Here is a 23490-nt window from a genome sequence, read left to right on the forward strand (position 1 = left end):
GTAGGCGGTCGGGCGCGCTCGGGCCCGGTGCGCGCGGGCGGCCGGTGCCGGGCGGGCCGAGCACGGCGTTGTCGTGGGTGAGCGGGCGCGCTGCGTCGCGTGTGCGTGATCGGTCGTCTCGGTGGGCCTCGAGCGGCGTCGTGCGCGGTCCGGCCGGCAGTGCCGTGGGTGCGCGTGATCGGCACGGCGTTTGTCCGCGGATCGGCCCGGCGCTCCTCGCCGTGCTCCACGGGGCGTGCCGGGGAGTCGGTGAGCCGGACCGTGCCGCTGCGCGCCGAGCGGCCTCGGTCGGCGAGGGACCGCTCCGGGACGGAGGCGGACTCCGTGCCTTCCGGCCGGATTCGGGGCGATGCGCACCGGGTGGGCCTAGAGTCGAGATGTGAGCGAAGGCACGTCCAACGGTCGTCCGCTGGCCGAGCGGGTGGCGACGCGGCTGCTGTACCCGACCTCGCGGCCGCGGGGCAAGGCGCTCCGCGCGGCGGTTTCGGCAAGAGTGGTGCTGGTGACCGGCGCCTCGCACGGCATCGGGAAGGCCACCGTGCGCAAGCTGGCGGCCGCCGGTGCGGTGGTGCTGCTGGTGGCCCGGTCCCGCGAGGACCTGGAGCAGGTGGCGGACGAGATCCGTGCGGAGGGCGGCACCGCGCGGGTGTTTCAGGCGGATCTTTCCGATATGGCGGCCACCGAGCGGCTGGCCCGCGACATCCTCGCCGAGCACGGCCACGTCGACGTCGTGATCAGCAACGCGGGCAGGTCGATCCGGCGGCCGATCGACGAATCCTACGACCGGTTCCACGACTTCACCCGCACCATCGACGTGAACTATCTCGGGCCGGTGCGGCTGCTGCTGACATTGCTGCCGAGCATGCGCGAACGCAGGCAGGGGCACATCGTGAACCTGTCCACCTGGACCCTGCGCATGCCGCCGGGGCCGCAGTGGGCGGCCTACGGTGCGTCGAAGGCGGCCTTCGATACCTGGCTGCGCACGGTGGCGACCGAGATCGCCGTCGACGGCGTCACCGTCACGTCGGTATACATGCCGTTGGTGCACACCCGCATGAGCGCCCCGTCCGATTTCGGTCCCACCCCGGGCCTGACGTGCGACGAGGCCGCCGATGTCGTGTGCCACGCCGTCGTCGCCAGGCCGGTGGAGATCACCCCGTGGTGGACCGGCCCGCTACAGGCGTGGTCCGATCTCACCCGCGGCCCGGCGCATCGGCTGATGACCCGCAGCTACCGGCGGTGAGCGCTGTGCCGCTCGGGCTCTGCTGCTGCGGGTGGTGACCGCTCTGCTGCCGCGGTGACCCGCCGTGGCTCACGGCATGAGAACCACCTTGCCGACGGTCGCCCGGGTCTCCAGCGCTCGATGTGCCGCGGCGGCCTCGGCGAGCGGGAAGCGCTGGACGGCCGGTCGCAGGCGCCCGGCGGCGGCCTCGGCGAGCGCGGTCGTCTCCAGGTTGCGGATGCCGCCCGCGCGGTCGAGCATCTTCGGGCCGAGCACGTATTCGGAGGCGATGCCGCGGTCGGTGAGATAGTCCTCGCCGAGTTCCAGCGGAGCGCCGCCGCTCCATCCGTACACCAGCCGGGTGCCGCCCTTGCCGAGCAGTTCGACCGCCGTGCGGGCCGTCTCGCCGCCGACGCCGTCGAACAGCCACGTGGCGGGCCGGTCGCCGAACCGGTCGCGGATCCGGTCGGCCCAGCCGGGGCGCCGGTAGTCGAGGGCGAGGTCGGCGCCGTCGGCGGCGACCAGATCGGCCTTCTCCGGCCCGCCCGCCAGGCCGATCACCGTGAGTCCGGCATTCTTCAGATACTGCACGAGCAGGGTGCCGATGCCGCCCGCGGCGGCCGTGACGACGGCGATGCCGCCCGGTTCGAGCGCGGCGAACTGGAGGATACCGAGCGTGGTGCGGCCGGTCCCGATCATCGCGACCGCCGCGGCCGGATCGAGCCCGCCCGGAACCTCGTGCAGCCGGTCGGCCGCGGCGACGGCCAGTTCGGCATATCCGCCCTCGGTCTGTCCGAGGTGCGTGACAACCGTTGTGCCGAGCCATTTCTCGTCGACACCGGGTCCGAGGCGGTGCACCGTTCCGGCGACCTCCCGCCCCGGCACGAAGGGCAGCTCCGGCAGTGGAAACGGTCCGGGCAGGCCACGGCGCATCGAGGTGTCGACGACGTGGACCCCGGCGGCCGCCACAGCGATCCGCACCTGTCCGGGCCCCGGCACCGGATCGTCGACGGTCTCGTAGCGCAGGTTCTCGGCGGGCCCGAAGGTGTGAAGGCGAATCGCATGCATGGGACCATCCTGGAACCTCTACATAGCTTCAGGTCAAGTGTCGTTCCCAGGCCGGAGCGTCGTGCGGAGGGCAACGTCCAGCGCCGCGCATGGGGCAGGCAGTTGGTGGCCTTTCCGGCATACGTGGAGCGGAGACCGGGGCGCTTCGGTGCCGGCCGACCGAGTGGGCGGCATCGGCCGCGCGGCGGATTCCGGTGCTGAGCGGATCGTCGACTCGGCAGTCGGCGAGTACGCCGCACCGAGCGGTCGGGCGAGGCGGAGACCGGTGGGCCGCATCGGTTCTCGTCGAGTTCCCGGACTGTGGAGGGCATTCGGCGCGAGAGCGGCCGGCGGCGGCATTCCGGCGCCCGGCCCGCAGTGCGTCTCCCATCCGGCCGGCCGGCTGGTCCGTGGCGTTTCTCTCGGGCCGGGTGCCTAGGATCGGGGCGTGCCGGTGACGGGAGTGGGTATGAGTTTGGCGATGTTGTTGTCGCTGGGGGACTCGCGGCTGCCGATCGGGGGGCACGTGCATTCCGGGGGAGTGGAGGAGGCGGTGGCCTCCGGGGTGGTGCGGGACGTGGCGTCGGTCGAGCTGTATCTGCGGCGGCGGATTCGGACCTCGGGGCTGGTGGCGGCGTCGCTGGCGGCGGCGGTCTGTGGCGGTGGGCTGGCCGCGGGACGGGCCGAGGCGGAGGCGGACGCGCGGATGCCGGCGCCCGCGGCCCGGGCCGCGTCGCGAGCGCAGGGACGCGGGCTGCTCCGGCTCGCCAAGCAGGTCTGGCCGGGGCAGGACTGGTCCGGGCTGGGTGCGCGACCGCATCTGTCGACGGCGTTCGGTGTGGTGGGGTCGGTGGCCGGGGCCACGCCGGAGGAGATCGCGGGTGTCGTCGTCTACACCACGATGACCGGGTCGGCGACGGCCGCGCAGCGGTTATTGGCACTGGATCCCGCCGCGGTGGCCGCGTGCACGGTGCGGCTCGCCGCGGACTGCGACCGGACCGCCGCCGAGGCGGTGAAAGGGCTTGCCGCGCTGTCGGATCCGCTCCAGGACGTGCTCGCCGAACGGCATGTCGAGCGGGCGATGCCGCTGTTCGCGTCCTGACCCCGGCGGCACCCGGTAACACTCGGTTTACACAGGTCGGCGAGGATGAGGCGGAAAGGAGTGAGCATGCCCCCACATCTGATCGACGGTGAACCGCACGACCACGCCCACGATCGCCCGAAACGGGAGCGCACCCCGGGCGAGCCGCTGCGGATCGGGATCGGCGGTCCGGTCGGATCGGGTAAGACCGCGCTGGTGGCGGCGCTGTGCCGGGAACTGCGCGAGGAGCTGTCGCTGGCGGTCCTGACCAACGACATCTACACCACCGAGGACGCCGACTTCCTGCGCCGGCACGCCGTGCTGCCCGACGAGCGGATCACGGCCGTGCAGACGGGCGGCTGCCCGCACACCGCCATCCGCGACGACATCACCGCCAACCTGGACGCCATCGACGATCTCGTCGAGGCGAACCCGGCGCTGGACCTGATCCTGGTCGAGTCCGGCGGTGACAACCTGACCGCGACCTTCTCCTCCGGGCTGATCGATGCGCAGATCTTCGTGGTCGACGTGGCGGGCGGCGACAAGGTGCCGCGCAAGGGCGGTCCGGGCGTGACGTTCTCGGATCTGCTGGTGATCAACAAGACCGATCTGGCCCCGATGGTCGGCGCGGATCTCGGTGTGATGGAACGGGATTCGGCCGCGGTGCGCGACGGGCGCCCGTTCGTGTTCACCTCGCTGACCGACGATCCGGCGGCCACGGCGGTGCTGAACTGGGTGCGCGCGCAGCTGCGGGCGACCGCCGAACAGGACGCCGGAGCCGCCGACGGCGTCGGTGGGTCCGGTGTGATCGCCCGGGGCCACGGCGCGAGCCCCGCGACCGCGCACTGACGCGGATGCGGCGATTCAGTACGACGCGGGTGCGGCGATCGAGTACGACGCGGGTGCGGCGATCCAGTGCTGACGCGGGTGCGGCGATCGAGTACGGACGCGGGTACCGCGATTGCGCACCCAACTGCTGATCCGGGCGCGGGCCGGGGAACTGCCCCGGATCCGCGCCACCGGCGGGCTGGCCGCCCGGCAGACGGGCCCGGACACCGTGCACCTGATCGGCACGGCGGCCACGCCGCTGGGTGGCGACGAACTCGACATCACGGTCGTCGTGGAACCGCACGCCCGCCTGACGGTCCGCTCGGTGGCGGCCACCATCGCCCTGCCCGGCCGCTCGACCCGAAAGTCGCTGGCCCGCTGGCACTTCGAGGTGGCCGAGCGCGGCGAACTGGACTTCGACCCGGAACCGACCGTGATCGCCGGCGGCGCCGACCACGAGACCCGCACGACGATCGCCCTGGCCACCGATTCGACGCTGCACCTGCGCGAACGAGTCCAGATCGGCCGCACGGGCGAGAACATCGGCCACTGGCGCGGGGACCTGTCGGCCGACCTCGCCGACGTCCCGCTGCTGCGCCACCGCCTGGAACTTGGCGCGGGGGTACCCACCGACGACCACCTCTCGGCCCCCCGCGCACTGTCCAGCCTGCTGCGTTACCCCGACGAAAGCCCGCCGCGGACAGTAGGGCTGGATTCTGCCCACCTATCCCTGGCGTCCGGTGGCTCCCTGCACACCTGGACCGGTGGGACCCTGTCCGCCGAATCGCCCCGCCCGGACGCCGGCTACATGGCATAGCGTTTCAGCCGCCCAAGGTCCTGTTCACCCGGACCGGCCGGATCTCGTTGGCCGAAACAACCCGTCCGCACACCGACCACGAGGAATAGGCAATCGCCTCGTCCAGCATCCGAGCTACCACAACGATTCGTACGCCCGCACCGCATCGATGATCAGCGCGAGCCCGAAGACGAGAAACAAGATCCGAACCGACGGCGGCCCAAACCGTTTGAGCACATGCACCAGCCAACGGTTGAACCGGCGTGCCCGGACCGACCGCCGCGTCGACGTGAACAGGACGAGTGCCGGCGGCAGGAGGGCGATGGCACAGTAGACCACCACGATCAGCGGCCAGAACGGCGGCCGCGGGTCTCGCGCCGAGATCATCGCCAGCGCCGCAAGATAGGGCACCGCGGTCGGCGCCTGCCCGAGCCCGATGCCGAGGCCGACGAGTCCCAGCAGCCAGGGCTGCCGCCGCGCCTCCGTCGCCCAGACGGGTGGCGCGACCGCCCGGCCGCGCAGGCGGACGCTGCCGAGGAGCAGCAGTGTGAAACCGACAAGGAGTTCACCCCAGCCTCGGACCGTGGGGGTGATCTCGACGTCGATCAGATCGGTGAGGAAGCGCAGCCCGAGCACGGTGCAGAGCCCGAAAGTCGTTGTGACGGCGAAGACTCCGGCGATGAAACTCATCGCACCGGGCACGGGAGATCGGCGGCTGAGGCGGCTGTCGTAGATCACCGCCGTCGTCACCCCGACGATCAGGAGATCGAGCGAGTCGAGGAGAGCGAAGCCCGCGAGCGCCGAGAGGAAGATCAGCATGACCCCACCGAACATACGGCAGCGACCCGCGGACGAGGCGGCGCGCGCCACTACGCGGACGGGCGGGGAGCGGGCGGCGTCGGCCGCTCCCCGCCCGGGGGCCGCCGGTCAGTCGCCGACGACGCGGGGTGGGGCGTTGAACGAGTTGACCGCGCCTACGGCGGCGCCGGCGGCGGCGCCGATGGCGGCGGCGGGGACGGTGATGACGCCGGCGCCGAACGCCGCGCCCATCGCCGGGCCCGCGACGACGCCGACCGGCACGAACGGCAGGCCCACGACCAGGCCGACCACACCGCCGACCACACCGGAGGTGAGCGCGAACGGGGCCGCGGAGGCGGCTCCCGCGACCGCGCCCACCGCGGCGGAACCGACGGTCTGCCCGGCGATGCGGTCGGATCGGCTGCGTTCCATGCCGACCGAGTCCAGGAAGGTCGCCAGGTTGGCCTCGGTCTGGGCGGCGTTGTCGTTGATCTGGATGGCCTGCTCGCGGTCCAGCCAGGGCGGCGCGTCGACCTGAACGTCGCCGAACCGGAACTTGCCGGGTGGCGGCGCGATCGGCGGCACCGGCGCGACCGGCACCGGCGGGTGCAGCGTGCCGACCGGGGCCAGGTAGCTCTTGTCCGGCAGGGTCCGTGCGGTTTGCAGCGAGCTGAGCGTGTCGCCGGGGATGTGCAGGCCCTCGTAGGGACGGGCGTTGGGCGCGTCACCGGCCGGCCACTGGGGCGCCGCATGCTCCTCCTGCGCCCCGTGGTCCTGCGTGGTGGCCTGGCTCGGCTCGGACGGTGCGGCGTTGGCGGTCCCGGTTCCGACGACCGCCAAGACTAGTGGGATGGCGCCCGCCGCAACGGCGTTACCCACTCGATGGCGATGCGGATTGGGCGCTCTGTGTTTGCCTGCGGCCATAGCGACCTTTCTTCCGGGGAATACCGACGTTCGACATTCGGACCCGGGGCGTGCGCGGATGGGAGAAATATCCGCGACACGCCGACAAAAATCGCTACGGCGGAGGATTCGACCGGACCGGCGAACCTATCCGGCCTTGTGCTCGGTAGGGGTGGCGGCGGACTTGCCGGCCGCCGATGTGTCGCCGCCCGAACGGGTTCCACCGCCGGGGCGGTCGGTGACGGGGTCCTTACCGCGGAGTTCGGCACGCGTCTCGCGCCCGTTCTCCTCGTTGCCGTTCATCGCCTCCAGCGCCAGCCGCGCGAACACCCACTGCTCGGTGGCGGCCATCTGACCGCGGTTGCGCCCGAGGAAGGCGAAGAACCACTGGAACACGGTGATGAACCGGCTGCGGTAGCCGATCAGGTAGTACAGGTGCAGCACCAGCCAGGCCAGCCAGGCGAAGAACCCGCCGAACTCGAGCTTGCCGATCTGGCAGACCGCGTTGTACCGCGACACGGTCGCCATGCTGCCCTTGTTCAGGTAGTGGAACGCCTTGCGCTGCTGCGGCGTCTGCTTGCCGGCCAGCTCGGCCTTGATCTGCTTGGCGGCGTAGGTGGCGCCCTGGATCGCGCCCTGCGCCTGCCCGGGCACGTTCGGCACCGACATCAGGTCGCCGACCACGAAGACGTTCGGGTACCCCTTGATGGTCAGATCCGGTTCGACCACGACGCGCCCGGCGCGGTCGGTCTCGGTGCCCTCGGACTGCTCGGCGAGGATCTTGCCCAGCCCGCTGGCCTGGACGCCGGCCGACCACACCTTGCACGCGGCCTCGATCCGCCGCTCGCTGCCGTCCTTGTCCTTGACCGTCACGCCGCGGGCGTCGACGCCCGTCACCATGGCGTTCAGCTGGACCTCCACGCCCATCTTCTCCAGCCGGCGATGTGCCTTGCCGCCCAGCTTCGGGCCCATCGGCGCGAGTACGGCCCCGGCGCCCTCGAGCAGGACCACCCGGGCGTCGCGCGGATCGATGTTGCGGAAGGTGCCCTCGAGCGTGCGATCGGAGAGTTCGGCGATCTGCCCGGCCAGCTCGACGCCGGTGGGCCCGGCGCCGACCACCACGAAGGTGAGGAACCGGTCGCGCGCCTCCTGCGTCTTGGCGAGCTCGGCCTCCTCGAACGAGCCCAGGATGCGGGCGCGGAGCTCGAGGGCGTCGTCGATGGTCTTCATGCCGGGGGCGTAGGTGGCGAACTGGTCGTTGCCGAAATAGGACTGCTGGGCGCCGGTCGCCACGATCAGGCTGTCGAACGAGGTGACGGTGTCCTCGTTCAGCAGTTCGGAGGTGACGGTGCGGTTCACCAGGTCGATGTCGTGCACCTCGCCGAGGATCACCTGGACGTTGTTGTACTTGCGCAACACCAGCCGGGTGGCGGGCGCGATCTCGCCGGTGGACAGGATGCCGGTGGCCACCTGGTAGAGCAGCGGCTGGAACAGGTGGGTGGAGGTCTTCGAAATCAGCACGACGTCGACATCGGCATGCCTGAGATGCTTGCACGCGAACAAGCCGCCGAAGCCGGATCCGATCACCACCACGCGGTGGCGCCGGTTCTCGACAGTCTCGGTTGTCATCTCGCTCCTCGCCGGACGTACGGTTTTCGACAGCCTTACCGTAGTCGGCTACCCGGTAGCAGTCACGATGAACTCGTGCCGTCGGCGCGTCCTCGAAGGGCGGCCAGCTCGTCGACCGAGATCGGCCCGACCAGCCGGTCGCCCCCGACGCTCTCGACGGTGGGCCACAGGAAGGCCGTGAGCTGGTCGACGAAGTCCTCGCGGGACCGGGCCGGATCCTGTGACCAGGCCTCCGCCGACATCAGGATGGCGCCGACGGTCGCCGTCGCCCAGATCCGCGCAAGCTCCGGATCGGCGCCCACGCGGCGCAGGATGATGTCGAAAACCGCGGTGGCCCAATCGGAGACACGCGTGAAGAACGGGCGGTGCTCGGTGTCGCCGCTCTCCAGCCGCTGCATCATCACGTGGTGCAGGTTCGGGTCGGCCTCGACGACATCCGACATCAGCCGCACGATAGCGCGCAGCAGCTCGCGGGCGGGCAGGGGCTGGGCGAGCACGGCGTCGGCGGCGGTGATGACGCCCTCCATGTGCCGCTGCGCGAGGGCGTCGATCAGCGCGGGGAGGTCCGGGAACACCGCGTACACGGCGGTGCGCGCATATCCGGCCTCAGCCGCCACCTGGGCGATCGTGATGTGCGTGCCCGCGCGCGCGACCACTCGTTCGGCGGCGTCGAGGATCTCCGCGCGGCGCCGGGCCGGATCGGGCGGCGGACCGGGCGGACGCCCCGGTCGCCGCGATGTGTCCCTTGTCACAGTGCGCATTCTACCGGTAATGTACAGGTTGTACTTTTAACGGGAAGGCTTGTCATGGTCAGCGTCGACGCACGCGCACAGCGTGCCGAATCAACGCATGCCGATCGGGAGAATCTCGGCTTCTTCGAGGCACCGGACAGTCACCCGATCGATCGGATGCTGCGCCGGATCCCGGCGCGCGAGCGGACGTTGGCCAATCCGCCCACCGGGAGCGGGCACCGCGCGGTGACGGGCGATATCGGGGTGCCGTACTTCGGTCGCTCGCTGCATTATCTGCGCTGGGGGCCGGCCGAGATGGTGGAGCGCTACCAGCGCTACGGTCCGGTCAGCTACGCCCCGTCCCTGGGCTTGGACCGGGTCATGGTGGCCGGACCGGATGCGGTCGACGAGGTGATGGGCAAGCGGCGCAACGACTTCGGACAGGGCTGGGACTATCTGATCGGCTCGTTCTTCCGGCGCGGCCTGCTGCTGCTGGAGTTCTCCGAGCACATGTTCCACCGGCGGATCATGCAGCAGGCGTTCACCCGGGAGCGGCTGGAGGCGCATCTGGCCGGGGTGGCGCCGGCGGTGGACGCCGCCATCGGCCGGTGGGCGCACGCGGGTTCGCGGCGGCTGCGGTTGTATCCGACGGTGAAGGATATGACCCTCGACGTCGCGGCCGAGACGTTCATGGGGGTGCGCACCGGACCGGAGCGCGCGCGGCTGGGACAGGCGTTCCTGGACTGCACACACGCGCCGCTGTCGATCGTGCGGCACCGGGTGCCGGGCGGCGCGTGGCGGGCCGGGCTGCGCGGCCGAAAGGTGTTGGAGGAGTACTTCACCCGGATGCTGCCGGACAAGCGGCGGGCGGCGGGTGGTGATGTCTCGGGCGGCGATTTCTCGGGCGGCGATTTCTCGGGCGGCGATTTCTTCAGCGCGCTGTGCCACGCCCGCACCGAGGACGGCGAGACGTTCTCCGACGCGGACGTGGTGAACCACATGATCTTCCTGATCATGGCCGCGCACGACACCACGACCACCACCGCCACCGCGGTCGCCTACTACCTGGGCCGGCATCCGGAATGGCAGCAGCGGGTGCGGGCCGAGGCGCTGGCGCTGCGGGAGCGGACCGGCGGCGCCCCGCCGACCATCGCGGATCTGGACACCCTGCACGATCTGGACCTGGTGATCCGGGAGAGCCTGCGGCTGGTGCCGCCGGTGCCGGGCCTGGTGCGGCGCGCGGTGCGCGACACCGAGGTGGCCGGGCGTTACATCCCGGCCGGTACGCACATCGACGTCGCCTACGTGGTCAACCACCTGTCGCCCGAGTTGTGGTCGCGTCCGGCGCGTTTCGATCCGGAGCGATTCGGCGCGCAACGGCGCGAGGACAAATCGCACCGGCTGGCCTGGATGCCGTTCGGCGCGGGCGCGCACAAGTGCGTCGGCATGCACTTCGGGGTGTTCGAGGTGAAGGTGATCATCGCCGCGATGGTGCGCGACTACGAATGGCGGATCCCCGACGACTACCTGATGCCGTGGGGATTCACCACCATTCCGTTCCCGCGCGACGGCGCGCCGATGCTGCTGCGCCGGCGGATCTAGCCGAACAGCAGCTCCGCCACGTGGGTGGTGGTCTGCTCGCCGTCGGTGTAGCCGCCCTGGTCCTTGCCGATGTGGTTCATGATCGCCAGCGTGTAGCGCTCGTCCGGACCGGCGAAACCGACCGAGTTGACCACCCAGCCGTCCTGCTCGTCGGACCAGCCGTTCTTCAGGCCCGGCTGCATGTCGGCGCCCGCGCCCCACATGCCCCAGTGCTGGTTGGTGTCCACATTGCGCATGCGGTCGAGCAGGTAGGAGCGGTCGTCGGGGTGCATGGTGTCGAGCACGTTGCTCATCAGCCGGTCCAGATCGGCCGGGGTGCACTGCAGGAAGCCCCAGTCGGGGAACGGGTGGCCGCCGGTCGGCTGCGGGGCCAGGCCGGACATGCCGTTGGCGCGGAAGGCGTTGACGAACGCCATCCGGTCCGGGCCCGCGTACTTGTTCCACAGGAAGTCGGCGCCGGCGTCGTTGGAGGTGGCCAGCATGGACTCCAGCTGGCCGCGATCGATCGGGGTCAGCAGGAGCGCGCCGGCGCGGGCGCGGTTGAGCACGTCCTCGGCGATCGCCAGCTTGATCGTCGACGCGGTCCAGAACGGGGTCTCGGACTGGTCGTTGCTGTAGACCTTGCCGGTGACCCGGTCGCGCACAACGTAACCCGTGCTGCCGGGGCGGCCGGCCAGGTAGGAGTCGACGGTGGCGATCCGGCCGGCCAGGTTGCAGTCACCGGCGCAGCTCTGCTGGGCCGGTAGTGCCGCGGCGGGGGCGGATTGCAGGGCGGGGGCACCCGCGATCAGGACGGCGGCGACGGCGCAGGCGCCGGCGGCCATGCGGGTGGGTCGTGTGGCGCTCGAGGCGGCCCGGGGATAACGCACGGTGAACGAGGATAACCATCGTGGTGCACGTCTCGCACGTCTTGAGGTTCGGCCATCGGTTGTGCTAGAACCCCCGGGCGCGCGCCGTAGCGGATGGACTTTGCGGCACAGGGTTTTTCAGCGGAAGGCGGCCAGCAGTTCCTCGACGCTGCGGCCGTTGAGCCGGTAGCAGTGCGAGAATGCCTCGGCATGCTGATCGCGGGGCCAGGAGTGGAGGACGACGGTGCGGCCGTAGTGACGCGAGTTGACCAGCTCCCAGCGGTCGCCGACCCGGCGGACCGTGAAGCCGGATCTGGGCAACAGGGGAATCACCGTCGCGGACATGAACCAGCCTTTCGATACTGCTCTTCCGTTACCTCCCCGCCGAGCACTGTGGCACATCGGGCCGCGGCTTCCGGTGTGACACGCGGACGGGAATCGCGGCGGTCGCGCCGTGGTTGTCGGGACGACCGGATTCGATTGTGTTGCTGGAAATTTGGTGTCTATCCGGCATTACGGGCAACGTGGTGGTCAGAGGCTTTCGTACTGTGTAGCGAGTACGGAACCGATCGGTATGTCGCCAGAAGTCCGAGTCGCGGCCCGGGATCGGGTCGGCGGGTTTGTAGGATCGGCCGACGACAGGCAACCACGGGGCATCCGGGCGGGCAGGGCTAGGGACGGCACCAGCGAGCGGAGAGAGGCGGCCGATGGCGCTGCACATCCACCGAGCCGAGCGGGCGGAGACGCTCGCCGGCGCGCTGGCATCGGTGCTGGCCGGGCCGCCGGACGACCCGTTCCGGCCGGATATCGTCGCGGTGTCGGCCAAGGGGGCCGAGCGCTGGCTGAATCAGCGACTGGCCGGTGTGCTGGGTGCGGTGTCGGGCGACGGAATCTCGGCGAACATCGCGTATCCGACGCCGTCGGCCCTGGTGGCGGCCGCGCTCGCGGAGGCGACCGGGGTGCCCGCCGACGACGATCCGTGGGCGGCCGACCGGCTGGTGTGGGCGCTGTTGCGGGTGCTGGACGCGGCGGTCGCCGAGCCGTGGTGCGCGGTGCCGGCCCGCCATCTGGGCGCCGACGGCGCCGGGCCGACACATCGGTCGGGCCGCCGTTTCGCCACGGCGGCGCGGATCGCGGCACTGTTCGAGGGTTACGCGACCCAGCGGCCCGGCCTGATCCTCGACTGGGCCGCAGGCGCGGATACCGACGGGTGCGGGGCCGCGCTGCCCGAGGATCTGCGCTGGCAGCCCGAGTTGTGGCGGCGGCTGCGCGCCGAACTCGGCACGCCGAGTCCGGCGGAGCGGCTCGAGACCGCTTGCGCGCGAATCCGTTCGGAGCCGTCGGTGGTCGATCTTCCGGAGCGGCTTTCGCTGTTCGGGGTGACCAGGCTCACCGCCGATCAGCTGGCGGTGCTGTCGGCGCTCGGCGCGGGGCGCGACGTGCACCTGTGGGTGGTGCACCCGAGCCCGGGCATGTGGGCGGCTGTGCCGGAGGAGTCCGGCCCGGGTGTCGGGCGCGGTGTGGATCTGCCCGGGAGTTCTGGGCGCGGTGTGGATCTGCCCGGGAGTTCCGGGCGCGGTGCGGACCCGGACGGGAACTCCGGGCGAGCGGGGGCGGGCGGATCTATCGGCGCGACAGGGGAATCCGGTGTCGCGGCCGGGGCGCCGCGGGTGTTCGACGACAGCGCGCTGGCCGTGGCGCATCCGCTGCTCGCGGCGCTCGGGCGGGATGTCCGTGAATTGCGGCAGCGGCTGCGGGCGCTGGGGCCGGTGATCGATACCCATCATCCCGCCGACGATGAATTCTCCTCGGGCACACTGCTTTCCGATCTGCAAGCCGGAATCAGCGGCGATCTCTGGCCGCCGCGCGAGCGGCCCGCCGACGGCACCGTGGGGGTGCACGCCTGCCACGGACCGGCGCGGCAGGTCGAGGTGCTGCGCGATGTGCTGCTCGGCGTATTCGCCGCCGATCCGACGCTGGAACCGCGCGACGTCGTGGTGTTGTGCCCCGACGTGGAGAGCTATGCGCCGCTGGTGCGCGCGGCGTTCGGGCAGCCGCAGGCCGAGAGCGGCACGCGCGCGGCGCATCCGGCGCACGGTCTGCGGGTGCGGCTGGCCGACCGGACGTCCGGCACGGCCAATCCGGTGCTGGCGGTGCTGGCGGATCTGTTCGGGCTGGCCGACGGCCGGGTGAGCGTCACCGAGGTGCTGGATCTCGCTGCGGCCGAACCGGTCCGGCTGCGGTGCGGATTCGATGACGACGATATCGAGCGGCTACGCGAATGGGCGGCCGAGACCGGGGCGCGGTGGGGGATCGGGCAGCGGCAGCGGCAGGCGTTCGGGCTCGGCGACTTCGCGCAGAACACGCTGAACGCCGCGGTCGATCGCATCCTGCTCGGTGTCGCCGCGGGCGAATCCTCCGAGGACTGGCTGGATCTGGTGCTGCCGCTGGAGGATGTCGACTCCGGCGACGTGGATCTGGCCGGGCGGTTCGCGGAGTTCACCGACCGGCTCGCGGTGTGCGTGCGCGACCTGCGCGGCCCGACCCCGGCCGAGCCGGCGGGCTCGGGCCGCCCGGCGCACGAGTGGGTCCAGGTGCTGGTCCGTGCGCTGGATCTGCTCACCGACGTCACCTACGCGCAGACCTGGCAGGCGGTGCAGGCGCGCCGCGAGCTGACCTCGGCGCTCGAGTACGCCGGCGATATTTCGTTGCGGCTCAGCGATATTGCCGCGCTGTTGCAGTCGCGGATCGCGGGCCGGTCGACGCGCGTGAACTTCCGCACCGGCGAGCTGACCGTCTGCGCGCTGTCGCCGCTGCGGTCGGTGCCGCATCGGGTGGTGGTGCTGCTCGGCCTCGACGACGACGTCTTCCCGCGCCCGGGCGGTGTCGACGGCGACGACGTCCTGGCGCGCGAGCCCCGGGTGGGCGAGCGGGACGCGCGCAGCGAGGACCGGCAGCTGCTGCTCGACGCCATCATGGCGGCCGGGGAGAAGCTGGTGGTGCTGCACACCGGCGCCGACCCGGTGACGGGCGCGTACCGGCCGCCGGCGATTCCGGTCGCCGAACTGCTGGACGTGCTGCGCGCGCACGCGGGCGGGCTGGACGCGGTGGTGACCCGGCATCCGTTGCAGGCCTTCGACAGTCGAAACTTCGAACCCGCGCGGCCGTTCAGCTTCGACGCGGTGGCGCTGGCGGGCGCGCGGGCGTCGGCACGCCCGGCGCGCGAACAGGCCGCCTTCCTGCCCGGACCGCTGCCCGCCGCGGCGCGAACGGATGTCGCACTGGCGGAACTGGTGTCGTTCGCCGAACATCCGGTGCGCGCGTTCCTGTGGCAGCGCCTGGGCATCCGGGTGCCGGAGGAAGAGGACGAGATCGACGAGCGGCTGCCGATCGAACTCGACGGCCTCACCAAGTGGAATATGGGCGAGCGGATGCTGGCGGCACGGTTGACCGGCGCCGACCCGGCCGCGCTGCGGGCCGCGGAGTGGCGGCGCGGCACGCTGCCGGCGTTCGGTCTGGGCGCGGCGGTGCTGACCGAGGTGGAGGACACCGTCGACCGGCTGGTACGAGTGGCCCGCCCGATCCACGAGGTGCCCTCGTGGACCATGGATGTCGCGGTGGATCTGGGTGACGGCCGATTGCTCAGCGGGACGGTCGCCGACGTGCACGACGACGCCGTGGTGCGCACGACCTTCTCGCGGCTGGCCCCGAAACACCGGATCGCGGCGTGGGTGCGGGTGCTGGCGCTGGCGGCGACCGAGCGCACCCGCGGCTGGCAGGCGGTGAGCATCGGCCGCGGCAAGTTCGGCCGTCCCACCTGGCGTTCGACGCTGACCGCGCCCGACGCCGCCACGGCACAGGCGCTGCTGCGCGATCTGGCGGAACTGCGCGACACCGGCCTGGCCGAACCGCTGCCGGTCGCCCCGACGGCCTCGGCGGTCTACGCCGAACGCCGCTGCCAGGGTGCGAGCCTCGACGACGCGCGACTGGCCGCGGAACAGGAATTTCTCGGCGGGCCGAACGGTCCCAAGGCATTCGGCGACCACACCGACCGCTACCTGCGCTATGTCTGGGGTTCGGCCCCCCGCCTGGAGGACCTGGAAACCCCGCTGTCCGACCCCGACCCGTCCGGCGAGACGACCCGCTTCGGCGCCCTGGCCCGCCGCCTGTGGAACCCGTTGCTGGCCACCGAATCCCAGGGGCAGCCATGACCGACGAACTGTTCTCCCTCACCGACCTGGAGCCCGCCCCGCGCCCGCGCCGCCGCCCCCGCACGGCCCCCGCGGAGCGACACGACCCGCCCTCGGCCGAAACCGCCGATCTTTTCGACCCCGGTTCCCTCGCCCCACCGGCCCCTCCGAATGCCCCGGACGCCGGCTCGCGCGATACGAACACCGAACCGGACGACAATCGCGCCCGCGCGGCCGATGGGCCCGTTTCGGCCGCGGGCGCGGCGAGCGCATCCGAGCCACGATCGGCCGGCGAACCGGCCGATGCCGCCGAAACTGTTGCACTCGTGGCAGATTCGCCGGAATCCGATGACGCGGAACTCACGGCCGGCGATCGCGAACACGGCCCGAGCGACGATGGTGGTACGGCGGTGCGCGATTCGTCCGGTGATGCGGACTCGGTCTGCACGCCGCCGACCGGCCCGCACACTGTGCCCTCGCGTCCGGACGAGCCGGGAGTATCGGAGCGGGGTGCCACCGATGGCTGCCCGGCCGGCGCACCTGGTGTGCCCGAAATCGGTGCGCCGGTGCGGGATTCCCGCCCGGATGATGCCGCTGTCGTGGCATCCGATACCGGTGGGAGACTGGATTTTCCGGACTCGCCCGCCCGTTCGGATGGGCCGGAGTCCGCTGCGGGACGTTCCTCCGGCGCCGCCGGAACGCCGACGGCCGACCACACGGAGGAGGGGTGCGCGACGCGTGCAACCGCCCGCGCCGTGTCCGAGATCTCGACGCCGGCGCGGGAACGCGCCGGTCGTCCCGGGGCCGATGCTGCGGCGGTAGCCGCCGACGTGGCGGCAACAGCGGGCTCGGAAGCGAGCCTCGGAGCGCCCTCGATGCCGGAAGCTGTTGTGTCCGTGGACGACCCGGATATCGCAGCGGATTCGGTTCGCGCGTCCGGCGTCGGTTCGCACACTCCGGCGGCGGTCCTGCCGGAGGCGCAGGGGCACGCGCGGGCGGTCGGAAGCGAGGGTGACGCCGCACGATCCGGCGATGCGGGGGAGCGGTTCGAGCTGTGCGGGCCGTTGCCGGCCGGGACCACGGTGCTGGAGGCTAGTGCGGGAACCGGGAAGACCTACGCCATCGTCGGGCTGGCGGTGCGGTTCGTGGCCGAGGCGGGGGTCGATGTCTCGCAGTTGCTGCTGGTGACGTTCAGCCGGGCGGCGACGCAGGAGCTGCGGGAGCGGACGCGGGACAAGTTCGTCGCGGTGGCGGCGGCGCTGGCGGACCCGGCGGTGGCGCGCGACAGCGACGACGAGCTGATCCGGCATCTGGCGGCGGGCGATCCGGCGGAGGCCGGGCGCCGGCGGGCGCGGCTGCTGTCGGCGCTGTCGGATTTCGACTCCGGCACCATCGCCACCACGCACAGCTTCTGCCAGCGCATGCTCGACGAGCTGGGCCTGGCCGGCGAACGCGATCCGCGGGTGCGCCTGGTGGAGAACGTCGACGATCTGGTTGCCACCGTCGCCGACGACCTGTTCCTGGCCCGGTACGCGCGCGGCGGCCCGCCGTTCTCGGTGAAGGAGGCGCATCGGCTGGCCATCGCGGCGGTCAACGACCGGCACGCGCGGCTGGCGCCCGACGAGGAGATCGGTGACGACCCGGCCGCCGAGCGGGTCGCGTTCGCCGCGGCCGTGCGGGCGGAAACCGAACGGCGCAAACGCCTCTCGGGCATCCGCGACTTCGACGATCTGCTGGTGCTGCTGCACGACGTGCTCGCCGACCCGGCACACGGCGAGCGGGCCCGCCGCCGGATCCGGGAACGCTACCGGGTGGCGCTGGTGGACGAGTTCCAGGACACCGACCCGTTGCAGTGGGACATCCTGCGGCGGGTGTTCCACGGCCACACCACGCTCGTCCTGGTCGGCGATCCGAAGCAGGCCATCTACGCCTTCCGCGGCGCCGAGGTGCTGAGCTACCTGGACGCGGTGGCGCACGCGGACACCCGCCGCGAGCTGACCACGAATCGGCGCAGCGACGCCGGACTGCTGGGCGCGCTGGAACATGTGCTGGGCGGTGCGGCCCTGGGACACAAGGAGATCACGGTTCCGCCGGTGGCGGCGGTGCGTCCGCACACTCGGCTGTCCGGGACCGTCGACGAGCCGATTCCGTTGCGGCTGCGGTGTTTCGAGCGCACCGGTGCGGGACCGCGCAACGGCGCGGGCTTCCCGGCGGTCGGCCGTCAGCGGGCCCGGGTCGCCGACGACGTGGCCGCCGATATCGCGAGCCTGCTCGAATCGGGCACCCACATCGACGACACGCCGGTGGGCCCCGGCGATGTCGCCGTCCTGGTCCGCACCCGCTCGCAGATCGACGTGGTGCGCGCCGCCCTCGACCGGGTCGGCGTGGCGTCGGTGCTGGCCGGCGGCGCAAGCGTGTTCGGCACCCGCAGCGCTGTCGACTGGCTGTGGCTGCTGCGGGCGCTGGAGCAACCGCACCGCGCCGACCGGGTCCGGCTGGCGGCCTGCACGCCGTTGCTCGGGCTGTCGGCGGCCGAGATCGACACCGGCGGAGCGGATCTGGTCGGGCGGACCAGCACCCAGCTGCGCGAGGCCGCCCGGCTGTTCGGCCGCGCCGGATTCGCCGCGGTGTTCGAAAAGCTCGCGGCCGAAACGGAACTCGCGCCGCGGCTGCTCGCGGTGGCGGGCGGCGAACGACAGCTCACCGACCTGCGCCACATCGCGCAGCTGCTGGATCGGGTGGCGCTGCGGGAGTCGCTCGGCCTGACCGCCCTGACCCGGTGGCTGGCCGATCGGGTGCGAGATCCGGCGTCGGGCGCGGTATCCGACCGCAGCCGCCGGCTGGACCGCGACGCGGCGGCGGTCCAGATCGCCACGGTGCATGCCAGTAAGGGACTGGAGTTCCCGGTGGTGTACCTGCCGTTCGCGTGGGACAACGCGAAGAATCCGTATCCGGTGACGCTGCTGTTCCACGACGGCGACGAGCGGGTCCTCGACGTCGGCGGTCCGGACGCGCCCGGGTACGGCGAGCGCAAGCGCCGCAGCGAGGCCGAGGAGTCCGGGGAGGAACTGCGGCTGCTGTACGTCGCGCTGACCCGGGCGCAATGCCAGGTGGTGGCGTGGTGGGCGCCCACCTACGGCACGGCCTTCGCGCCCCTGCACCGGATGGTCATGGGCCGGTTGCCGGGCAGTGCCGAGGTGCCCGGCAAGAGCGAGGTGCCGACGGACGAGGCCGTGCGGGAACAGCTTTCGGCCTGGGCGGCGTCGGCGGGCCCGGGGCTGATCGGCGTGGAGCCGGTGCGGCGGATACCCGAGGTCCGGCCGCGGTGGGATCGCGCCGAGGCCGGGTCCGGCGAACTGGCGGCCGCCGTCTTCGATCGGGCGGTGGACGCCGACTGGCGGCGCACGTCGTACTCGGCGCTCACCGCGGCCGCGCACGACCTCCACGTGGTCCCCGGCGAAACGCCCGGGGGCTCCGACGAACCGGAGACACCGGCCGTCCTCGAGGGCAGCGACACCGCCGACACCGCCGACGGCGGCGCGGCGCCGTCGCTGATGAACGATCTGCCCTACGGTGCGGACTTCGGCACCCTGGTGCACGGCGTCCTGGAGACGGTGGACACCGACGCGCCCGATCTGGGCGCCGAGGTGCGCGCGCGCTGCGCCCACGCCATCGACGAGCTGATGGCGGATATCGATCCGGACGCGCTGGCGACGGCGCTGCTGGCGGTGCTGCGCACGCCGATCGGAGACGGTTGCCTCGCCGACGTCGCCGGCCGCGACCGGCTCAACGAACTGGATTTCGAACTGCCCCTCGCCGGCGGCGACACCCCCCGCGCCGGCCGGGTCGGCCTGCGCGCGGTGGCCGGGCTGCTGCGCCGCCACCTGCCCGCCGGCGACCCGTTCGCCGGATACGCCGACCAGCTCGAGGCGCTCGACGATACGGTGCTGCGAGGCTATCTCACCGGCAGTATCGACGCCGTCCTGCGCCTTCCGGGCCCGCGTTTCGTCGTCGTCGACTACAAGACCAACCGGCTGGGCACCGACGAACTCACCGTCGCCCACTACACCCGCGACCGGATGGCGGCCGAGATGATGCGCTCGCACTATCCGCTGCAGGCCCTGCTGTATGCCGCTGCCCTGCACCGCTTCCTGCGCTGGCGCCTGCCGGGCTATGCCCCCGAACGGCATCTGGGCGGCATCGGCTACCTGTTCGTGCGCGGCATGATCGGACCGGACACCCCGCCCGGCTGCGGCGTGTTCGACTGGGATCCGCCGGTCGCGCTGATCGAGGAGCTGTCGCTGCTGCTGGCCGGGGAGCAGCGATGACCGCCATCCAGTCGGCGCAGCGGGCGACCGGGCTGCTGCGCACGTTCAACGACGCCGGGGTGCTGTCGGCGGCCGACGTGCACGTCGCGCTGCGGCTGGGCCGGCTGGGCCGGGAGGAGGCGGAGCCGGTGCTGCTGGCCGCGGCGCTCGCGGTGCGGGCCGTGCGCTCCGGTTCGGTATGCCTCGAGCTGCGTCGGATGCACGAGATCGGCGTGGACGGTGAGGGATTCGACACCACGGATCCGGAGGCGATCGATCCGGCGACGCTGCCGTGGCCCGAGGTCGATGCGGTGCTGGGCGCGCTGCGGGACAGCCCGCTGGTGCAGGGCGGCCCCGCGGGACCGCTGCGGCCGCTGCGACTCGTCGAACCGGACGGCTCCGGCCCGCTGCTGTACCTCGACCGGTACTACCGGCAGGAGCAGACCATCCGCCGCGTGCTCACCGAGCGCGCCGCGAGCCATCCGCTCGTCGACCCGGAAACCGTTCGGCGGCAACTGGATCGGCTGTTCCCGCACACGGCGGGACCGGACGACCCGCCGGACCGGCAGCGGGTGGCCGCGGCGCTGGCGGCCACGCACTGGACGACCGTGGTGGCCGGCGGCCCGGGAACGGGTAAGACGCACACCATCGCCCGCATCCTGGCGCTGCTGGAGGCCCATCAGCGGGCCGCCCCCGGTGCGCCCGCGCTGCGGATCGCGCTCGCCGCGCCGACCGGCAAGGCCGCTGCGCGCCTGCAGGAATCGGTGCGCGAGCAGGCCGCCGACCTGGACCTGCCGGAACTGACCGCCGCCACGCTGCACCGGCTGCTGGGCTGGCAGCGCGGCGGCGCCACCCGCTTCCGCCATCACGAGTTCAACCGGCTCCCGTACGACATCGTCGTCGTCGACGAGACCTCGATGGTGTCGCTGACGATGATGAGCCGCCTGCTCCCGGCGCTGCGCCCGGACACCCGGCTGGTCCTGGTCGGCGATCCGGACCAGCTGGCCTCGGTGGATGCCGGCGCCGTGCTCGCCGATCTGGTCGCGGGACCCGTGGTGGCGGAACCGAATCCGATGCTGGACCGCATCCTCGCCGGTGCCGAGGGCGCCGCCGGTGCCGGCGGTGTCACAGGTGTCGACGGTGTCACTGGTGGCGACGGTGTCGCCGGTGTCACTGGTGTCGCCGGTGCGCGGCCGGACGGAAACCGCGCCGACGCGCCCGCCCACCCCGATGTGCTCACCGCCCGCGAGCGGGACCGCCTGCGCGGCGGCATCGTCCGGCTCACCCGTGGCCGCCGGTTCGGGGGCCGGATCGCGGAGCTCGCGGTCGCGGTCCGGGCCGGCGATGCGGAGACGGCGCTGGCGCTGCTGTCCGACGGTGGCGACGAGCTGTCGCTGCGGGCCCCCGACGACACCGCCGAGGTGCGCGGCGACGTGGTCCGCGCGGCACGGGAGGCGACGGCGGCGGCCGAACACGGGGAGGCGGCGGGAGCGCTGGCGGCGATGGAATCGCATCGCCTGCTGTGTGCCCATCGCCAGGGGCAGTTCGGCGTGGAGCGCTGGGACCGGCTGGCGGCGGGCTGGGTGGCCGCCGCCGGAATCGGCACCGAACCGGGTGTGGGCCAGTGGTTTCCGGGGCAGCCGCTGCTGATCACCGCGAACGATCACGAGGCCCGCATCTACAACGGCGATACGGGGGTGATCGTCCGGGCGTCCGACGGGGCGCTGCGCGCGGCCCTGCAGCGCGGCGCCGAACCGTACCTGGTGCACCCCACCCAGTTCCCGGGCGTCACCACCGTCTACGCCATGACCATCCACCGCAGCCAGGGCAGCCAGTACGGCACGGTGTCGGTGGTGCTGCCCGGACCCGAATCCACGCTGCTCACCCGGGAACTGCTGTACACCGCGATCACCCGGGCCCGCCACCACGCCCGCATCATCGGCACCGAGGAGGCCATCCGGGCGGGGATCGCGCGTCGCGTGCTGCGCGCCAGCGGCCTGCGGGCATAACGGGCGACGGAGCCCTCCGGCATGTGATAGCCGATGGGCATAGTTTAGGGTACGGATCCTCGAACGGACGAGTTTCCAAGGGCCGCTGCGTAATCGAGAGAGAATTCGTACCACTGCTGCTAACCTGAAGCGGCCGTCCGGTCCTTTTCCGGCGGGTGTAGTTTTGTCGATCAGGCAGGCTTCGTGCGGATCCGCGCGAAGCCTGTTGTGCTGCAATGGTTGTGAGGTGAATTCTGCAGTGCCGTCCGGCCCGCAGGCTGTCCCGACCGGAAGGTATTCGGTCCAGGGGTCTCCCATCGATTCCGACGAACCACGCGCCCTGCTGGACACTCCCGAGTTCGCCGCGGATCCGCACGGTTTCTACCGCGCGATGCGCAGGCAGCACGGCTCGATGGTGCCCATCGAACTGTCGCCCGGGGTGCCCGCGACGCTGGTGATCGGGTACCGCACGGCGCTGCGAATCCTCAACGACCCCGACCATTTCCCGGCCGATCCGCGGTCCTGGCAGGAGACCGTGCCGGAGGACTGCCCGGTGCGGCCGATGATGCAGTGGTACCCCAACGCCCTGCGCAACTCCGGCTCCGTCCATGCCCGGTACCGGCAGGCCTACGTCACGGCCATCGACGGCATCGACCTGCACGCGCTGCACACCACGGTGGAACAGATCGCGGTGCCGCTGATCAACGGCTTCTGCGAGTCGGGTTCGGCGGATCTGGTGTCGCAGTACGCGTTTCCGCTCGTCTTCGAGGCGCTGAACCGGATGGTCGGCTGCTCGACCGAGCTCGGGCAGCGGGTCGCCGCCGGGATGGCCGCGCTGTTCGACACGGTCAACGCGGCCTGGGGCATGCAGCACCTGTCCGAGGCGCTGATGGAGCTGGTCGCCATGCGGCGCGCCGACCACAGCGACGACGTGACCTCGCGGCTGGCCCACCATCGGGCCGAGCTGACCGACGAGGAGATGCTCTACAACCTGATCAGCTTCTACGGCGCGGGCCTCGAGCCGATGCAGAACCTCATCGCCAACACGCTGCTGCTGATGCTGACCGACGACCGGTTCGCCGGCGACATGCTCGGCGGCAGCATGTCCACCCGCGACGCGCTCGACGAGGTCTTGTTCAACGACCCGCCGATGGCGAACTTCTCCATCACCTTCCCGCGCCAGCCGATCCTGATCGACAACGTGTGGCTGCCCGCGCACCGCCCCGTCGTGATCAGCCTCGCGGGGTGCAACAACGACCCGGCCATCGCCGGGGGCGATCGCACCGGCAATCGCTCGCACCTGGCCTGGAGTGCCGGGCCGCACGCCTGCCCCGCGAAGTCGGTGGCCTACCTGGTCGCCCAGGACGCCATCGATCAGCTACTCGACGCCCTACCCGAGCTCCGGCTATCCGGAACCCGCGGTGACATCGTCTGGCGCCCGGGTCCGTTCCACCGGGCCATGACGGCGCTTCCGGTCGTCTTCCCGGCATCACCTCCGTTGAACCTGGCGTAAAGGAGTA

General features: G+C 72.0%; 16 protein-coding genes. 9 read left to right on the forward strand and 7 right to left on the reverse strand.

Translation table 11 applies throughout. The features are described 5' to 3' along the window. The first annotated feature begins 379 nt into the window (after window positions 1-379). On the forward strand, window positions 380-1243 hold the full coding sequence (locus tag D892_RS0129705) for an SDR family NAD(P)-dependent oxidoreductase (protein WP_024804728.1): 864 nt from the start codon (window positions 380-382) through the stop codon (window positions 1241-1243). A gap of 69 nt (window positions 1244-1312) precedes the next feature. Here the strand turns inward: D892_RS0129705 and D892_RS0129710 are convergent, their stop codons facing one another. Further along, entirely contained in the window at window positions 1313-2290 is a 978-nt protein-coding gene (locus tag D892_RS0129710) for a zinc-binding dehydrogenase (RefSeq protein ID WP_024804729.1), read from the reverse strand. 448 nt (window positions 2291-2738) lie between these two features. Here D892_RS0129710 and D892_RS0129715 point away from each other — a divergent pair, with 448 nt between their 5' ends. From D892_RS0129715 to D892_RS0129725, 3 genes are all read left to right on the forward strand, one after another. Next, a complete protein-coding gene (locus tag D892_RS0129715) occupies window positions 2739-3371 on the forward strand; it encodes an urease accessory protein UreF (RefSeq protein ID WP_024804730.1) in 633 nt (210 codons plus the stop codon). 66 nt (window positions 3372-3437) lie between these two features. Further along, window positions 3438-4199 carry an urease accessory protein UreG gene (gene ureG, locus D892_RS0129720; protein ID WP_024804731.1) on the forward strand — a complete coding sequence of 254 codons (762 nt, stop codon included), beginning with the start codon at window positions 3438-3440 and terminating at the stop codon, window positions 4197-4199. Window positions 4200-4311: 112 nt separating this feature from the next. Continuing rightward, a complete protein-coding gene (locus D892_RS0129725) occupies window positions 4312-4995 on the forward strand; it encodes an urease accessory protein UreD (protein WP_024804732.1) in 684 nt (227 codons plus the stop codon). A gap of 114 nt (window positions 4996-5109) precedes the next feature. On the opposite strand, the gene D892_RS0129735 is transcribed toward D892_RS0129725, so the two are convergent. From D892_RS0129735 to D892_RS44060, 4 genes are all read right to left on the reverse strand, one after another. Beyond that, entirely contained in the window at window positions 5110-5793 is a 684-nt protein-coding gene (locus D892_RS0129735) for a GAP family protein (protein ID WP_024804733.1), read from the reverse strand. 108 nt (window positions 5794-5901) lie between these two features. Then, window positions 5902-6612 (reverse strand): hypothetical protein, encoded by a 711-nt coding sequence (locus D892_RS0129740; RefSeq protein WP_024804734.1) that lies wholly within the window; start codon window positions 6610-6612, stop codon window positions 5902-5904. A 210-nt stretch (window positions 6613-6822) separates the two neighbouring features. Next, on the reverse strand, window positions 6823-8304 hold the full coding sequence (locus D892_RS0129745) for an NAD(P)/FAD-dependent oxidoreductase (protein WP_024804735.1): 1482 nt from the start codon (window positions 8302-8304) through the stop codon (window positions 6823-6825). 62 nt (window positions 8305-8366) lie between these two features. Further along, window positions 8367-9056 (reverse strand): TetR/AcrR family transcriptional regulator, encoded by a 690-nt coding sequence (locus D892_RS44060; protein ID WP_024804736.1) that lies wholly within the window; start codon window positions 9054-9056, stop codon window positions 8367-8369. Window positions 9057-9110: 54 nt separating this feature from the next. Here D892_RS44060 and D892_RS0129755 point away from each other — a divergent pair, with 54 nt between their 5' ends. Next, window positions 9111-10637: a cytochrome P450 gene (locus D892_RS0129755; protein ID WP_024804737.1), complete on the forward strand. Its 1527-nt coding sequence runs from the start codon at window positions 9111-9113 to the stop codon at window positions 10635-10637. Here the strand turns inward: D892_RS0129755 and D892_RS0129760 are convergent. Both D892_RS0129760 and D892_RS0129765 read right to left on the reverse strand, forming a co-directional pair. Then, entirely contained in the window at window positions 10634-11506 is an 873-nt protein-coding gene (locus tag D892_RS0129760; protein WP_036567560.1) for a hypothetical protein, read from the reverse strand. The genes D892_RS0129755 and D892_RS0129760 overlap by 4 nt on opposite strands. Window positions 11507-11623: 117 nt before the next feature. Then, complete coding sequence (locus D892_RS0129765; protein ID WP_024804739.1) at window positions 11624-11830, reverse strand: hypothetical protein; 207 nt, start codon at window positions 11828-11830, stop codon at window positions 11624-11626. 362 nt (window positions 11831-12192) lie between these two features. On the opposite strand from D892_RS0129765, the gene recC reads away from it, so the two are divergent. From recC to D892_RS0129785, 4 genes are all read left to right on the forward strand, one after another. Further along, window positions 12193-15696: an exodeoxyribonuclease V subunit gamma gene (gene recC, locus D892_RS0129770; RefSeq protein ID WP_024804740.1), complete on the forward strand. Its 3504-nt coding sequence runs from the start codon at window positions 12193-12195 to the stop codon at window positions 15694-15696. An 854-nt stretch (window positions 15697-16550) separates the two neighbouring features. Beyond that, the gene (locus tag D892_RS42445) at window positions 16551-20003 is read left to right on the forward strand and encodes a UvrD-helicase domain-containing protein (RefSeq protein ID WP_084161773.1); all 3453 of its coding nucleotides are present in this window, start codon (window positions 16551-16553) and stop codon (window positions 20001-20003) included. After that, window positions 20000-21991, forward strand: coding sequence for an AAA family ATPase (locus D892_RS0129780; RefSeq protein ID WP_024804742.1), 1992 nt, complete (start codon window positions 20000-20002; stop codon window positions 21989-21991). The genes D892_RS42445 and D892_RS0129780 overlap by 4 nt, the downstream gene beginning before the upstream one ends. 226 nt (window positions 21992-22217) lie before the next feature. Further along, window positions 22218-23483 carry a cytochrome P450 gene (locus D892_RS0129785; protein WP_232236200.1) on the forward strand — a complete coding sequence of 422 codons (1266 nt, stop codon included), beginning with the start codon at window positions 22218-22220 and terminating at the stop codon, window positions 23481-23483. Window positions 23484-23490: the final 7 nt, after the last annotated feature.

The organism is Nocardia sp. BMG51109, from assembly GCF_000526215.1.
Lineage (GTDB): Bacteria > Actinomycetota > Actinomycetes > Mycobacteriales > Mycobacteriaceae > Nocardia.